This window comes from Acidaminococcus nyctereutis (genome assembly GCF_052216985.1).
Taxonomy (GTDB): Bacteria; Bacillota; Negativicutes; order Acidaminococcales; family Acidaminococcaceae; genus Acidaminococcus; species Acidaminococcus fermentans_A.
This window is the reverse complement of sequence record NZ_JBQOUY010000039.1, coordinates 1-14,542: the sequence shown is the minus strand read 5'-3', so window position 1 is coordinate 14,542 and position 14,542 is coordinate 1. Positions and strand designations below refer to the sequence as shown.

Genomic DNA, 14,542 nt, shown 5'->3' with positions numbered 1-14,542 from the left:
TTGAGCCATTTGTTTTTCCTCCCTCGGTATTATGTGGGTTTTGGTCGATTTACATTATACCTAAAGGATGAGCATATGGCTCATTTTTATGAAATTATCTTTTTACACCATTATATGGACGTTACCTTGAGTGCTGCCATTACCGATGCTGGCATGTTCAATGGGTATTTGGAAGGATACGGTATTACGGACTATGCTCTGTCGCCCATCGACTTTATGTGTGCACGGTTGCCTCTAGCCATTGTAACACTGCTCTGGGCCTATTTTTACGGATACAAAAATGCACCGGATAAACCCATCATACATGCTGACATCACCATGTCTCAAAAAGAAAAGAAAAAAGCTCTTAGTCCTTTTTCAGAAATCTGCGGCGTTGTGATTTTCTTCGGCGTAATCTTGTTTCTCATAACCAAGCAGTTCCACGGCATCGACAACTGGAAAATTACATTTGCTGGCGCCCTATTAATGATTCTCTGCGGTACCTTGACTGAAAAAGAAGCCATAAATGCCATCCCTGTTTCCGCTTCCAGCATTTATGTAGGATGTCTAGGCATGGCCACCGCTCTAACACACACTGGTGCTGGTACCATCGTAGGCAAAACCATTTCCGTTTTGCTAGCCGGTTCCCACAATGGCTATCTCATTGGTAGTGCTTTTTTTCTCATCGCGTTCATCTTTACTCAACTAATGCTAAACAAAGCCGTATATGGCATCTTCATTCCTATTGCTATTATGACTTGTCAAGCAATCGGTGCCAATCCTATTGGGCCAATCCTGCTGGTTTTTTCTGGTTCCATGGCATCTATTATGACCCCTATGGCCACGCCTGCCATTCCCATGGCCATGTCAGCTGGTGGATACGATCAAAAATCCTTACTAAAACAAGGCTGGCTTATCTCCTTGATTTTAAGTATTGGTTATATTTTCTGGGTTATGTCCATTTTCCCTGCATTTTAATCTAAAAGAGGTGTCAATATGAAAATCACAAAAATCGATACTATTCTAGCCGGAGAACGCTACCTCTTTGTAAAAGTCCACACAGACGCGGGTATCACCGGCCTGGGAGAATGTGGAGCCTGGTGTTATCAAGAGGCTACCGCAGCCTGTATACACGTCATGGAACACCATCTTATTGGATTGGACCCCATGAATATCGAATATATTTACGATGGACTGACTCGCTGTATGCATTTCCGGGGTTCTGTGGTCACCGCCGCCATTTCTGGTATCGACATCGCACTGTGGGATATCAAAGGCAAATATTTCAACGTTCCTATTTATCAACTGCTAGGTGGCATAGTCCGTAACAAAGCTCGAATCTATGTAAATTTTAAAGGGGAATCCCCAGAAGAACTGGCAAACAAAGCATTGCTGCTGAAAAAAGAAGGATTCACCGCCATCCGCTATTCCATGGGGCATCCAGAAAATGTCCATGGCTGCTGCGGGGAAACTTTTTCAGAGTTACTCTGCCGGATGGAAAATCAACTGAAGGCTATTCGAGACGCAGTGGGTTGGAAAATGGATATCGCCATTGAATGCCATCGAGGCATGCGTCTAGCGGAAGCCATCGCCTGTGGAAAGATTTTGTCCAAATTCCGTCCTTATTTTTATGAAGATCCGATTCCAGACAACAGTCCAGCAATGACAAAGCTCATTGAACAGATTGATTTACCAGTCGCCACTGGAGAACGGTTCATCAACATCAACGAATTTGATGAATGTATGAATCAATCCAAAGTTTGCTACATCCGTCCGGATATGTGCCTAGCAGGAGGCATCACCGCTGGAAAAAAAATCGCTACTTTAGCGGAAGCCAGACAGATTTATGTCATTCCACATAATCCCCTGGGGCCGGTTTCTACCGCCGCCTGTCTCCAGTTAGATGCCTGTATTCCTAATTTTGAAATCCAAGAATATCCGGTAGATAGTAAAGGCATTTGTCGTTTGGATAAAGAAATGAAAAAGCCTTTTATCATCAAAAATGGCTATATTCAAATTCCGGATGGACCAGGTCTGGGTATTGAACTCATTGATGATATTGATAAAGTTTTTCCCTTTACTGGACGCTATGGCAAATTCTTCCGGCATGAAGACGGTTCCATTGTTGACAGATAAAAATATATAAAAAACAACATTTTTTCTATTGAAAATGAAAAAAAGCGCAAATGCACTTAATATAAAATCGTTTTCAATAAAATGAATAATCCTTTATAAATTTATAATCAAGGGGCTGTTGCACGTGTGAAAATTGTACACTCTTGGTCTCCGGCCTTGCAGGCATTCTGTGCGGGTATACGTCGATTACCCAGGAGCCGGAAGGTCAGACCCAGGATGAGTTTTTCTCTCTGGGAGGCCGGGACGTTCTTCCTCACAGGAGCTCCACCGCGTCTGGATTTGAAATATGGTACGAAAACGAGAGGCGCCTTGCCTGTACCCCTATGTTCCTGTGCACTACACTCTTTTTTCGGTCCATGAATGAATAACTATACTGTAATATATTGTGATGAAGTTTTTACCGAGAACTTATTGACACATACCCTATCTTTCACTCTATTGCATTATAAGTTTTGATTTGCTATGCTTTTCTTATTCTATGCATCCTCTTACTACAACCATACAAAGGAGGAATCCATCCTTGATAGAGATTTCTGAAACTGCCAAAGAAAAGATCCGCAGTCAGTTCCCGGTTTTCCAGGAAGCGGCCCATGCATTTTATACCAAAGAACTGCCTCCTGGCAAATACAAAGGGACTTCCGGAAAGTTCGGTTCTTACGGAGAACGGGGTGCCAACAGCAGTATGCTCCGGCTCCGTTTTTCCGGCGGAGCCATCAGCCAGGATGACATGGCCTTCCTGGCTCAGGCCATCGACAAATACCACATCACCCTGGCCCATTTCACCACCGGGGAAGCCCTCCAACTCCATCATCTGCAGGAAAAAGAGCTTCTGGCACTCTACCAAGATTGCTTTGCAGCCGGCATCTACTGTGCCGGAGCCGGCGGAGACAATCCCCGTAACATCACAGCCAGTCCACTCCATGGTGTAGAACCGGGAGAGCCTTTTGATATGACCCCGGCCATCCGGGCTGCGGCAGGCTTCGTTATCAGCCTGATCCCGGAGCTGAAACTGCCCCGGAAGTACAAGATCAGCTTCTCCAACGGGATCGACAACGAAGGCCATGCCACTTTCAAAGATCTGGGCTTCGTGGCACGCCCCGGTCATACTTTCGATGTATATGCCGGAGGCGGCTTCGGCGTCAACGGCAGCCGGTTCGGGGTGCTCATCAACACCCAAGTGGATCCTCGGGACCTGTCCTGGTACATCCTGGGGTATGCCCGGGACGTATACATGAAATACGGGGACTACCAGCACCGTGGCACCGCCCGTTCCCGGTTCATCCTGACCAAAATGGGAGAAGGCCCCTTCCGGCAGGCTGTCCGGGACGCCGTGGCACGCTGCCGGGAAGAAGGGATCCCTCGTCTGGAACTGGAATCCATCCCCCCACTTGGCAAAAGCGGGAAAGACGATACGGTTCTGGCTGATTCCCGGGTCCACAGCCAGAAACAGGAAGGGCTGTACTATGTGGAATACAAGCCTCTGGGTGGGGTCCCTGACATGAAAGTATTCCGGCAGCTGCTGGCTACAGTCTCTCAGATGGAAGGAGCCCAGTTGCGGCTGAATGCGGACGAGACCTGCTACATCATCAACCTGACGGCGGAGGAAGCCCGGAAGATTGCCGCCCTGACAGAAAAGGACACCGCCCACACGGCCTTTGAACATTCCGTCAGCTGCATTGGCGCCACCGTCTGCCAGCAGGGCCTGTGCGATTCCCACGGGACTCTGGCCCGGATTGCCGCCTACTTGAAGGAACAAGGAGTGGATACCCGATATCTGCCCAAATGCCATTTCTCCGGCTGTCCCTCTACCTGTACGGTTCAGTCCCTGGCAGCTCTGGGCTTCCGAGGTGCCTTCACCCTGGTGAACGGAGAACGGGCCAGTGCCTTCCAGGTATACGCCGGGGGCAGCTACGCCTACGGGAAAGAAAAGATCAGCGAACCCCTGGGACTCATCGCCACCGCCCGGCTGCCCCGCTTTTTCCTAGACCTGAACCAGATCCTGCTAGATGCAAAGATGCCTTTCACCCAGTGGTATCCGGATCATGAGGAAGAGTTCTTAAAACTGTTGAAGAAGTACGCCTAAGACAAGGGGCTGTGAAGAAATGAATCTCTCATTTCTTCACAGCCCCTTTTGTTCATTTTTTTTCTCTTTTCTGCCCCACTTTTTCTTCAACTTCGGCTTATGATGTATATTCAGTATTGTATGCATCAAAGAAAGGCGGAAAAGGAATGCGCTTCCTTTGGAACTTCATCAAATATCTCGTTTTTCTGACTCTGTTGCTGCTCTTTGGGGCAGGAGTCTATGCTGGGAACACAGCTTATCAGCAGCTGTTCACCCAACCCTGGGATAAACTACTGGCCATCGAAAACCATCGGGACGATCTGGACACCATCCACGCCCTGGAACGGAAATACGGCTGGGAGCGGGTACAGGTCCATTCCAAAGATGGGACCCGGCTCCGGGGCACTTACATTGAAAATCCCTCGGGAAGCCACGATACCGTCATCCTGCTCCATGGATTATACCAGAACCGGACCATGTGTGTCCCCTATGCCCAGATCTATCTGGAAAAAGGGTACAATGTGCTGATGCCGGATATCCGGGGCCATGGGGAAAGCGATGGCAGCACCAATGACTGGGGTATCCATGATGTGGAAGACATGGACAGCTGGGTAGCCCTGCTCCGTCAGGAAGACCCCAAGACTTCTATCGGCTTCCACGGGATCTCCCTGGGGGCTGCCATGAGCCTGATCTATGCAGGAAGCCCTCAGGGCCGGGAGATGCGATTCTATGTAGCGGACAGTTCCTACGGAAATGTGCTGGAATTGGGCCAGGAAAAGCTTATGAACTATACGGATGACCAGCGGATCCTTACCGGGATGGAGGTCCTGAAGCCTTTTTTCCAGGCTTCTATGTATTACCATACCCGGAAGACCCTACGGGATGTTGATCCTGCCTCCTGTGTCCAGCGGATGACCACACCGGTCTTGTTCCTCCACGGCGATGTAGACCGGCTGATCCCGCCCCATATCGCAGAAGAACTGATGACCCAGTGTACCAGTGCCAATAAGAAGCTGATCTACTTCGAAGGTTCCGGCCACGCCAATGAAATCATGGACAATCCCAGAGGGTATGCCCGGGCAGTGGGGAGTTTTTTGGATACGCTGTAAAGAAGGGGGTGTGAAAAAATTCACACCCCCTGTCGCGAGTCACGGGTCGCGAGCCTGGACGTTCAATCCGTTTGTTCTTTTTCTATAGAATGATAAGAGAAAATCAAATGAAATCTGGAAAATCGGATTTTCGGGCTGCTCTAACAAGCCCGCGACTCACGACTCGCGACCCGAGGCCAAAGGGGATATAAAAAAATGATTCTTCATTTTTTCACATCCCCTTTTTCACGGCTCTGGAAGCACAGCGCACCAGAACAGGATGGTGACCATGCTGAGCAAGGTGGACAAGACCGTCAGCTTGGTGGCAAACGGAGCATCGCTGCCATAGCGAGCGGCAAAGATGGCCGTCGTAGCCCCGGCTGGCATCCCCGTCATCAGCACAGCGATCCCTGTAGCCACCTTATCCAGGCCCAGGACGATACTGACGCCCCAGGCCAGGGCCGGCAACAGGAGCAGACGCAGGATGCTGTAGAAGATGCTGTCCCGGTTGAAAATGGTCAAGAGGGGTACATCAGCCAAGATGGTCCCTACGATGAACATGGTGATGGCTGCATTGCAGCTGCCGATATATTTCACAGTCAAGATCAGGAAATCCGGCAGCTGTGCCTGAGTAACGATAAGCAACACACCGATATAGACGGCGATCAGGCAGGGATGGGTCAAGACTTTCCGCAGGACCTCTTTCCGGCTTTCCTGACAGGGCATGAAATAACTGGTCCCTACCGACCACATGACCATCCGCAGCGGGATCAGGAAAACAGAAGCATAGAAAAGCCCCAGATCACCATAGACCCCTTCTGCCACAGGATATCCCAAAAATCCACTGTTGGATACAAGGGTGCCGTACTGGAGCACCTTTTTCTGGGTATCCGGATATCGGTTGAACAGGAAGTGGTTCAACCCCATGAAAATCATCTGGAGCAAAGCTCCGGCAGCCAGGATCCGCCCAAAGGTGACCAGGATATTCCCTTCAAAGGGCATCAAACAAGATTTGATGATATTACAGGGAATGATCACATTGACGCAGACATCGGTCAGGCAGCGTTTTCCCGGTTCGTCCACGATTTCCTTTTTCCGCAGGAAAAGGCCGGTCAAGATCAGAAGGAACAGGGAAAGCTGCAGATTCCCCAAACGTAAGATATCCATGCCACCGCCTCCTACGCTAATTTTTTCATCACCCAGCGGGCTGCCAGGTCATAGATCCCGGTGGGCAGAAGGGTGCGGAGTGCCAGCAGCAGGTAGGCATCTTTCCCGCACAGATAGCGGGCCTGAGGCTGGGCTGCATTCACAGCCAAGAAAATGGTCTTCGCCACATCGGCTGGACGGGTAAGCCATTTTTTGTCATAGAGCCGGTGGATTCCCCGAGCTGCTTGCTCCGCCAGTTTGGCATAGGGGCCCCGCCGGGAGGCCGCGGCCAGATGATCCGCCGCAATATGGCCCCAGGGGGTCCGTACCAGCCCTGGTTCCACGATGCTCACCCAGATGCCTTGGCCGACTGTTTCCATCCGCAAAGCATCGCTCAAGGCTTCCAGCGCATATTTGCTGGCATGGTACCAGCCTCCGAAAGGACCGGTCACCCGGCCAGCGATAGAAGAAATCATGATCACCCGGCCCCGGTGCTGCCGTCGGAACAAAGGCAGGACCATCTGGGTCAGCCGGATGGCTCCAAAAACATTCACATCCAGCTGCCGCTGGGCTTCCGTAAGAGGGACATCCTCCACAGCTCCATAGGATCCGTAGCCGGCATTGTTGATCAGGATATCCAGAGTCCCCTGCTGATCCAGGATCTGCTGGAGTGCATTCTGACAGGAATAGTCCTTGGTCACATCTAGGACAAGAGGGATCACGCCGTATTTGGATAGTTCCTTGAGTTTTTCCAGCCGCCGGGCAGCTCCATAGACCACATGGCCTGTTTTAGCCAGGAGGATGGCCGTTTCCCGGCCGATTCCACTGCTGGCTCCCGTTACCAGCACCACCTGCTGTTCCATATTGTACCCTCCTCTACTTTTCTTCCCGGACCTCCGGATAGGGCCGGACAGCCGGCTGCTCCTTTTTATGAGGGGCCAGATTCTTTCCCATCCAGATCATATGGTACCAGCGGTTGAACTTGTATCCGCAGTTCTTGAAGATGCCCACCGGTTCGAATCCCAGATGGGCATGGAACTGGGCACTGTTGAAATCCAGATATTCGTCCGGCTGTTCCGGATACCCGATGCAGGCATACACATCCAAAATGCCCATTTTCCGGAGTGCCTCCAGCAAGGCTCCATAAAGCTGGTTCCCCACGCCCTTTTTCCGCAGGGTACGGTCCACATAGATGCTCAGTTCTGCCGACCAGTCATAGGCCGGGCGTCCCACAAAAGGTCCGGCATAGGCATAGCCCAGAATCCGACCATCCTCTTCCGCTACAAAATACGGATACTTCTCCTTCGTATGGGCGATCCGGCGGCAGAATTCTTCCACACTGGGTACCTGATATTCGAAAGTAATCACAGTACTTTCCACATAGGGCGCATAAACAGCCCGGATGGCAGCAGCATCACCTTCTGTGGCTTCCCGGATGATCATATTGCTCATGGGTATTTCCCCCCTGTTTTTCTAAGATGATGGTTTTATTATAGGACATTTCCCAGACAGGGCGCAAATTTTTCCCACTCTACGGCCCGATCATGATGCAATCTACCGCTTTGGACTGGCTTTCTTTCAAAAAATAAGTTATGATGGGAAGAGAAACACAGAAAATTCAGGTTCCCAAAGGGAGGTCTTTGCATTGATCGATCATATCGCTGCCGTTTCTTTCAGTCCCACTGGCCAGACCGAAAAACTAGTCCGTGCTTTCAGCCAACAGCTGGCCTTCCGCTTCCAAGGAGAAGGAGTGTCTCTGGATTTCCACTCATTTACCTTGCCCAAAGACCAGGATACGCTGCATTTCTTTGGTTCTGGCACCTTGGTCGTCTTCGGCATGCCCACCTATGCAGGTCGCATTCCCAACAAGGCCCTTCCTTTCGTACAGAAACTGTTTTTCGGCGATCCTGAAAAACGGACACCGGCCGTAGCCTTAGTCACCTTTGGCAATCGAAGCTATGACAGTTCTCTCACCGAACTCCGAGATGAACTGGAGAAAAAAGATTTCCGGGTATTTGCCGCCGGTGCCTTCGCCGCTCCCCACGCTTTTGCTTCCATCGGAAAAGCCCATCCTACAAAAGAAGATCAAGAAAAGTTCCAGCAGCTGCTGGATCAGGTGGAAGCCAGACTTCGGAGTGGAGCCACTCTGGAACGTGTAGTGATCAAAGGAGATGCACCGATAGCTCCCTATTACATCCCTCTGGGTGAAGATGGGCAGCCTGCCAAGTTCCTGAAAGCCAAGCCCAAGACGGATCTGGAGAAGTGCGACCATTGCGGAAAATGCGCCACTGTATGCCCCATGGGATCCATCGATCCAGCTAACACTGACGAAGTTCCCGGTATCTGCATCAAATGCCAGGCCTGTATCAAGTATTGTCCCAAAGGAGCCAAGTATTTCGATGATCCTCGGTTCCTGTCCCACAAAGCTATGCTGGAAAAGAATTACCAGCGGGTTGCGGAATCGGAAATATTTTAAAAAAGCTGCTGCATGTGTAAAAATCATGCAGCAGTTTTTTTACTTCATCCAATACACCCGATGTTCCTTCCGCAAGGGTGCAATGGGGATATCCCCTTCCACATAGCCCACCACACAGTGGCCGATGCCTTCATATTCCCCGGTGACCCCCAAAGTCTTCAGCAGGGCCTTGCCTTCCGACCGGTCGAATTCTTCCTTGGCCCGGTGGATCCAGCAGCTGCCCAGCCCCAGGGAATGGGCGGCCAGCATCATATTCCCCATGACCAGGGATCCGTCATATACCGCCGTAGGCCGCTGTTTTTCCGCCAGGACGATGAGCACGGCCGGTGCCCCGTAGAAAGGATCGAAATCCGGTGCCCAACCTCCGATTTCACAGTTCAGCCTGCTCAGCCGCTTCACCATGGCCGGATTAGTGATGGCCAGGATGATGGTATCCTGGGTACCTTTTCCGCTGGGAGCGTAGAGCCCTGCCTTGATGATTTCCTTCAGGTCAGCTTCCGGCACCGGATCCGGTTTGAAGCTGCGGATGCTCCGGCGCAGCTGCATGGCTTCCAGTACTTCGTTGTTCATGATATCCTCTCCTTTACTGATGATTTCTCTTGTCATGATACCATACTGGCAGCCCGTTGATCCCATTCTTCCCGAAAAGTTCAAAACTTTTTCCTTTGACAATTTTTCCTGGATATGACATAGTAAAAAGATAGAATCGATGCAGATCCTGATGGAAAAAGGAGGAACCTTTGATGAAACTGTTATCCAAAATCCGAGCAGCCGGCCTTTCCCTGCTGCTGGTCCTGTCCGCCGGTTCCCTGGTCCAGGCAGCCGCTCCCGTGGACAAAGCTGTGGTGAAAGACCTGGTCCGCTCCCAAAGCGTCATGGCCAAAGAAAGATACGTCCAGTATGAAATGAAAGGGACCCTGTTCAGTCCCATCGGGGTCGGGAACCTGTCCCTAACCGGCAATGCGGTGGAAGAAACGGACAAAAAAAATACCCGAATGGAAAAGCTCAGCGGGGATCTCCACGGGACCGGTGAACTGGTCCTGCTCACCGGACAGCAGACCATGGGTCAGCCAGTGGATGCCTACTTCTTTGCGGAAAAAGGCCAGCTGACCCAGTACGTCAACAGCGGCAAGGGCTGGGCCAAGACGGTCCGTCCCTACACCCTGCCCCTCCTGCCCGATCCAGATGGAAAGAAGGCAGAAAAGGAACTGCTCCAGTACCTGTCTTCCGCCAAAGTTGCCAAGGAAACCGGCCGGGAAAAGACCTTGGAACTCACCCTGGACGGCCAGAAGCTAGCTCAGAAAATGGCCAGTGACCCGGAATTCAAAAAGCAGAAAGATGGGGAACGGATCCAAGCTCTGGTGGCCCAGGTGAAGGAAGTCCCCTACACGGTGGTACTGGATAAAAAGACCTATCGGGTAAAACGGCTGGGCATGGATCTGACGCCAGTGCTCCAGACGGCCGGAGGATATTTCCTGGATGCCGCCGCCAAGGCCCAGAAGATCTCGCCGGAGCAGCAGCAGATGTTCTCCAGCCTGCTAGGCAGCTCCACCCTGGTCATCGCCTTCCAGTTCGACTACCAGCAGGGCAAAGAAGTGACCCTGCCGGCAGCAGTGGAAAAGACTGCAAAAACAGCGGAATAAAAAAAGAAAAGGTTGTTGCCCAGGCAACAACCTTTTCTTTTTTATCTTTTCAGCGTTCCTTCCGATTGAGCCACGATAACTGCCGTGGCTGCATCCCCTACGATGTTCGGCACGCAGCGGGCCATGTTCAGGATCCGGTCGATGCCGGCCAGGAGGCCGATGGCTTCCATGGGCAGGTTCACGGAGCTGAGCACGATGGTCAGCATGACCAGACCGGAGCCGGGAATGCCAGCGGTACCGATGGAGGCCAGAGTAGCCGTCAGCATGATCATCACCTGCTGGGTGAAGCTCAGATCCACCCCAAAGATCTGGGCCGTAAACACCACTGCTACCGCTTCATAGATGGCCGTCCCGTTCATATTCATGACCGCCCCGAAGGGAATGACGAAGTTGGCGGTTTCCTCATCCACGCCCACTTTCTTCACACAGGCCAGGTTCAGCGGAATGGTAGCCACACTGGAACAGGTGGCAAAGACGAAAGTGATGGCTTCCTTCATGTTTTGCAGGAACTTCACCGAGCTCACCCGGCCAAAGACCCCCACCATCAGGACCGCCTGGACCACCAGCAGATACACCGCTGCACACAGGTACATGGCCCCGATGGTCTTGATGTACGGGATCAGGATGGCCGTCCCATTCTTCCCCACTACCGAAGCCATCAGGCCCAGCACCCCGTAAGGAGTGAATTCCAGGGCCATATTGGTGATTTCCTTCATCACTTCCTGGCCGGCCCGGCAGCAGTCCAGCAGGGCCTTCCCCTTATCGCCCAGTTTCAGCAGGGCAAACCCCATGATCAGGGCGAAGAAGATGATCTGGAGCAGGTTCTGCTTGGCCAAAGAAGCGAAGATGTTCACCGGGATGATGTTGATGACCGTATCCAGCATAGAAGCCGGTGCCTGGCCCTTGGGCTGGGGCGCTGCCACGTTGCTCAGTTCCACCCCGGCGCCAATGTCCATCATATTGCTCACCACTAGGCCCAAAACAATAGCCAGGGCCGTGCTGACCAGAAAGACGATGACGGTTTTGATACCGATCCGGCCCAGACGCTTGCCATCCCCCACATCCGCCGCAGCGCAGACCAGCAGGGTGAACACCAGCGGTGCCACTACCATGGTCAGCAGGTTGGTCAGGATGGTCCCCAGCGGCTTCAGCACCTCGGCACGGGGCCCCAGGACCAGACCCAGGACAATGCCCAGGATAAAGCCGATCATAATCCGGGTAAACAGACTCAGACGATTCCATGGTTTAAAGATAAAACCCATTTTCTATTCCGCTCCTTTCCTACCTGTGCATCAAACGAACCGGCACACATGGTCCACTGCGATATCCGAGAATCCATACGCTTCCGCTTTGGTCATTTTTCCGTTGCACACATCCTGGATTACCTGGAGCATTTCTTTGCCACATTCCTGGAAGGTCTTCTCCCCTCGGATAATGGCGCTGAGATCCACATCCATGTTGTCTTCCATCTTCTGATAGGTCCGTTCGTTCGCCGTCACTTTGATTACTGGTACAATGGCATTGCCAGTGGGAGTCCCTCTACCAGTGGTGAAGATCACTGCATTGCAGCCACCAGCCACCATGGAGGTTACGGAAGAAATGTCATACCCGGCGGTATCCATGACAATGGCGCCTTGACAGGATGGCCGTGCTGCCTGTTCCAGCACTTCTACGATGGGACGGGTACCGCCCTTCCGGATGCAGCCCAGGCTCTTTTCGTCCAGGGTAGAAAGTCCGCCGGCCTTGTTCCCCGGTGTGGGCTGTCCAGCCCGACAATCCTGTCCAGCTGCCATCAGATGAGCTTCATAATCTTTGCAGATCTGGATGATCTGGTTGTGGATATGGGGTGTAGCTGCCCGCTTGGCCAGCACATGTTCTGCACCGATCCATTCGATGGATTCACTCATGATAGTGGAAGCCCCCAAGTCCACCAGCAGATCACTGAGTTCGCCCACTGCAGGATTGCTGGCAATGCCACTGGTAGCGTCAGAGCCGCCACATTCGATTCCCAGCAGCAGCTCGGAGATGTTGCATAGTTCCTTCTGCTGTTTGCCCGCTTCTGCTGCCATCTCCCGAGCAGCCCGTACTGCCTTTTCAATGGTCTTCAGGGTACCGCCTTCATCCTGGATGCCAAAAGAGACCACGGGCTTAGAGGTCATGCTCTGGATTTTTTCCTTCAGTTTCAGATGGGGGACCGTCTCACACCCCAGACCGATGATCACCACCCCATACACATTAGGATTGCAGGCAAAACCGGTCAGCACCTTCTGGGACATGGCAGTATTGGCGGCCACATCGGAACATCCGGTATTGAACACAATGTTCACAGCCCCCCGTACTTGGCTGGCCACGATCCGGGCCGTTTCACTGCCACAAGCACAAGTGGGCAGGATCAGAACGTGGTTGCGGATGCCTGCTCTGCCTTCTTTTCTCTTATATCCCCAAAATTCCATAATGTCCTCCCCTTATTCCTTGACAAATTCCTGGTCGTAATCTCTTGGCACACTGTAGATATTTTTGTCAGACACCCAATGGCCCCGGGCAATGGGAACATTGGTCTTCCCCAGCAGTTCCCCGTATTTGAAGATCTCGCTCCCTTCTGGAAAGTCTTCCAGGGCAATCTTGTGGCAAAAGGGTATGTTCTCCTGCGCTTCGATTTTTTCTTCCTGTCCGTTTTTCCGATAGACCACTTGTTCTCCCTTATGGATTTCAGCCACACAGGTGACCACATTGTCCCGGTCATCCATCAACAGTCCATTGATTTTCATGCTTTTTCTCCCCTTGTGAAATTTCTTGACTTTTCTTGCATTTACAATATCATTTTTTTGTTATATAATCTAATTTATCATATATATATTTTCATTAATTTTTTTTATAATATTGAGTCTGATTATGAAAACAGCTTACGATTATATCTATACGATCTACCAGGAAGGCAGTTTCACCCGAGCTGCAGAAAAGTTATTCATCACCCAGCCAGCCCTCAGCATTGCCCTGCGCAAAATCGAAGCTCGAATCGGCATGCCTCTTTTCGAACGGAATCGCCGTCCTGTACAATTGACTCCCGCAGGTGAACTCTATTTGAAGACCATCAAAAAGATGCACGGGCTGGAAAACGATTTGGATCGGGAAGTCCAAGAGCTGCGGGATTTCCAGACAGGGACCCTGACCCTTGGAGGCAGTCATTATCTCCTGTCCTACCAAATTCCGGACCTGCTCACTGCCTATGTACAGAAATACCCAAAGATCCATCTCCAGCTCATTGAAGAAGCCTCGGACACGCTGTTGACCCTGTTGGAAAAAGACGAGCTGGATCTGACCTTCAGCTGTGATTCCGTCGTGATCCGAAAGCATACCCGCCATTATCCGGCTTTCCAAGATCAGATCCTGCTGGCAGTCCCCCGATCAGCCGATCTGGCAGAAGATGTAAAGAACTATGCCCTGTCCGTCCAGGATATAGGAGCCGGCTGCAGCCGAAAAACAGAGACCCCCACCGTTTCCATCACCCAGTTCCAAAATCTGCCCTTCATCCTCTTGACTCCTGGAAACAACCTTTATAAACGGTGTCAGGCCCTGTTCCAGAAAGCCGGCTTCATGCCCCATATCAAACTGATGCTTTCCCAGCTGGCCACAGCCCAACGGCTGGCAGAGCACGGACTGGCAGCCACTTTTGTCAGCGATGCCATGGTCGGCCCCACCAGTCAAGATCTGCTGTTCTTCAAGATTGCCGAAGCCGATTTCACACGCTCCTTCCACGCCCTGCTGCCAGACAAGGAGTTCACCCCCTATTCCGTCCGGGCCTTCATCCAGCTGCTGAAGCCATAAAAAAGGGGGTGTTGCACGTTACGTGCAACACCCCCGGTCTCATAAGCCACATAGCGGCTCGGTCTCGGGTCTCGAGTCTCGAGCCGAATGAGAAATTTGCAAGCAAATTTTTTGAAGGTACAAACCCTAATCTGCTAACGATAAGATATTCGTTTCTATATCCAGCACGATACTGGTTCTACACCTT

Annotated in this window: 14 protein-coding genes; 7 read left to right on the top strand and 7 right to left on the bottom strand. The window is 51.7% G+C overall.

The features are described from left to right. The 4 genes from ACTUHY_RS12055 to ACTUHY_RS12040 form a co-directional block, all read left to right on the top strand. On the top strand, positions 1-957 hold a 957-nt coding region (locus tag ACTUHY_RS12055), incomplete at its 5' end, for an SLC13 family permease (protein ID WP_442827893.1). Positions 958-975: 18 nt separating this feature from the next. After that, a complete protein-coding gene (locus ACTUHY_RS12050; RefSeq protein WP_442827892.1) occupies positions 976-2,115 on the top strand; it encodes a mandelate racemase/muconate lactonizing enzyme family protein in 1,140 nt (379 codons plus the stop codon). A gap of 520 nt (positions 2,116-2,635) precedes the next feature. Then, entirely contained in the window at positions 2,636-4,198 is a 1,563-nt protein-coding gene (locus tag ACTUHY_RS12045; protein ID WP_442827891.1) for a nitrite/sulfite reductase, read from the top strand. Between the two features lie 146 nt (positions 4,199-4,344). Then, positions 4,345-5,286, top strand: a complete 942-nt coding sequence (locus tag ACTUHY_RS12040) for an alpha/beta hydrolase (RefSeq protein WP_442827890.1) — start codon at positions 4,345-4,347, stop codon at positions 5,284-5,286. Positions 5,287-5,511: 225 nt separating this feature from the next. On the opposite strand, the gene ACTUHY_RS12035 is transcribed toward ACTUHY_RS12040, so the two are convergent. The 3 genes from ACTUHY_RS12035 to ACTUHY_RS12025 are packed head-to-tail and all read right to left on the bottom strand — an operon-like array spanning position 5,512 to position 7,863. Further along, complete coding sequence (locus ACTUHY_RS12035; protein ID WP_442827889.1) at positions 5,512-6,432, bottom strand: AEC family transporter; 921 nt, start codon at positions 6,430-6,432, stop codon at positions 5,512-5,514. A gap of 11 nt (positions 6,433-6,443) precedes the next feature. Further along, on the bottom strand, positions 6,444-7,274 hold the full coding sequence (locus tag ACTUHY_RS12030) for an oxidoreductase (RefSeq protein WP_442827888.1): 831 nt from the start codon (positions 7,272-7,274) through the stop codon (positions 6,444-6,446). 13 nt (positions 7,275-7,287) lie between these two features. Beyond that, positions 7,288-7,863 carry a GNAT family N-acetyltransferase gene (locus ACTUHY_RS12025; protein WP_442827887.1) on the bottom strand — a complete coding sequence of 192 codons (576 nt, stop codon included), beginning with the start codon at positions 7,861-7,863 and terminating at the stop codon, positions 7,288-7,290. Between the two features lie 193 nt (positions 7,864-8,056). Between ACTUHY_RS12025 and ACTUHY_RS12020 the strand changes: the two genes are divergently transcribed. Continuing rightward, positions 8,057-8,887 (top strand): EFR1 family ferrodoxin, encoded by an 831-nt coding sequence (locus ACTUHY_RS12020; protein WP_442827886.1) that lies wholly within the window; start codon positions 8,057-8,059, stop codon positions 8,885-8,887. A 39-nt stretch (positions 8,888-8,926) separates the two neighbouring features. On the opposite strand, the gene ACTUHY_RS12015 is transcribed toward ACTUHY_RS12020, so the two are convergent. Continuing rightward, positions 8,927-9,457, bottom strand: a complete 531-nt coding sequence (locus tag ACTUHY_RS12015; RefSeq protein ID WP_442827885.1) for a nitroreductase — start codon at positions 9,455-9,457, stop codon at positions 8,927-8,929. Between the two features lie 173 nt (positions 9,458-9,630). Between ACTUHY_RS12015 and ACTUHY_RS12010 the strand changes: the two genes are divergently transcribed. After that, positions 9,631-10,530 (top strand): hypothetical protein, encoded by a 900-nt coding sequence (locus tag ACTUHY_RS12010; RefSeq protein ID WP_442827884.1) that lies wholly within the window; start codon positions 9,631-9,633, stop codon positions 10,528-10,530. 41 nt (positions 10,531-10,571) lie between these two features. On the opposite strand, the gene ACTUHY_RS12005 is transcribed toward ACTUHY_RS12010, so the two are convergent. From ACTUHY_RS12005 to ACTUHY_RS11995, 3 genes are read right to left on the bottom strand one after another with little or no spacing between them, the layout of a single operon-like run. Further along, positions 10,572-11,792, bottom strand: a complete 1,221-nt coding sequence (locus tag ACTUHY_RS12005; RefSeq protein ID WP_442827883.1) for a dicarboxylate/amino acid:cation symporter — start codon at positions 11,790-11,792, stop codon at positions 10,572-10,574. A gap of 30 nt (positions 11,793-11,822) precedes the next feature. Beyond that, complete coding sequence (locus ACTUHY_RS12000; RefSeq protein WP_442827882.1) at positions 11,823-12,983, bottom strand: UxaA family hydrolase; 1,161 nt, start codon at positions 12,981-12,983, stop codon at positions 11,823-11,825. 12 nt (positions 12,984-12,995) lie between these two features. Then, positions 12,996-13,298 carry a UxaA family hydrolase gene (locus ACTUHY_RS11995; RefSeq protein WP_442827881.1) on the bottom strand — a complete coding sequence of 101 codons (303 nt, stop codon included), beginning with the start codon at positions 13,296-13,298 and terminating at the stop codon, positions 12,996-12,998. A gap of 124 nt (positions 13,299-13,422) precedes the next feature. On the opposite strand from ACTUHY_RS11995, the gene ACTUHY_RS11990 reads away from it, so the two are divergent. Continuing rightward, positions 13,423-14,355: a LysR family transcriptional regulator gene (locus ACTUHY_RS11990; protein WP_442827880.1), complete on the top strand. Its 933-nt coding sequence runs from the start codon at positions 13,423-13,425 to the stop codon at positions 14,353-14,355. Positions 14,356-14,542 lie beyond the last annotated feature (187 nt).

Coding starts and splice junctions, on each gene's coding strand:
- ACTUHY_RS12050 (WP_442827892.1), top strand. CDS start 976: ATGAAAATCACAAAAATCGATACTATTCTAGCCGGAGAACGCTACCTC.
- ACTUHY_RS12040 (WP_442827890.1), top strand. CDS start 4,345: ATGCGCTTCCTTTGGAACTTCATCAAATATCTCGTTTTTCTGACTCTG.
- ACTUHY_RS12035 (WP_442827889.1), bottom strand. CDS start 6,432: ATGGATATCTTACGTTTGGGGAATCTGCAGCTTTCCCTGTTCCTTCTG.
- ACTUHY_RS12030 (WP_442827888.1), bottom strand. CDS start 7,274: ATGGAACAGCAGGTGGTGCTGGTAACGGGAGCCAGCAGTGGAATCGGC.
- ACTUHY_RS12025 (WP_442827887.1), bottom strand. CDS start 7,863: ATGAGCAATATGATCATCCGGGAAGCCACAGAAGGTGATGCTGCTGCC.
- ACTUHY_RS12015 (WP_442827885.1), bottom strand. CDS start 9,457: ATGAACAACGAAGTACTGGAAGCCATGCAGCTGCGCCGGAGCATCCGC.
- ACTUHY_RS12010 (WP_442827884.1), top strand. CDS start 9,631: ATGAAACTGTTATCCAAAATCCGAGCAGCCGGCCTTTCCCTGCTGCTG.
- ACTUHY_RS12005 (WP_442827883.1), bottom strand. CDS start 11,792: ATGGGTTTTATCTTTAAACCATGGAATCGTCTGAGTCTGTTTACCCGG.
- ACTUHY_RS12000 (WP_442827882.1), bottom strand. CDS start 12,983: ATGGAATTTTGGGGATATAAGAGAAAAGAAGGCAGAGCAGGCATCCGC.
- ACTUHY_RS11995 (WP_442827881.1), bottom strand. CDS start 13,298: ATGAAAATCAATGGACTGTTGATGGATGACCGGGACAATGTGGTCACC.
- ACTUHY_RS11990 (WP_442827880.1), top strand. CDS start 13,423: ATGAAAACAGCTTACGATTATATCTATACGATCTACCAGGAAGGCAGT.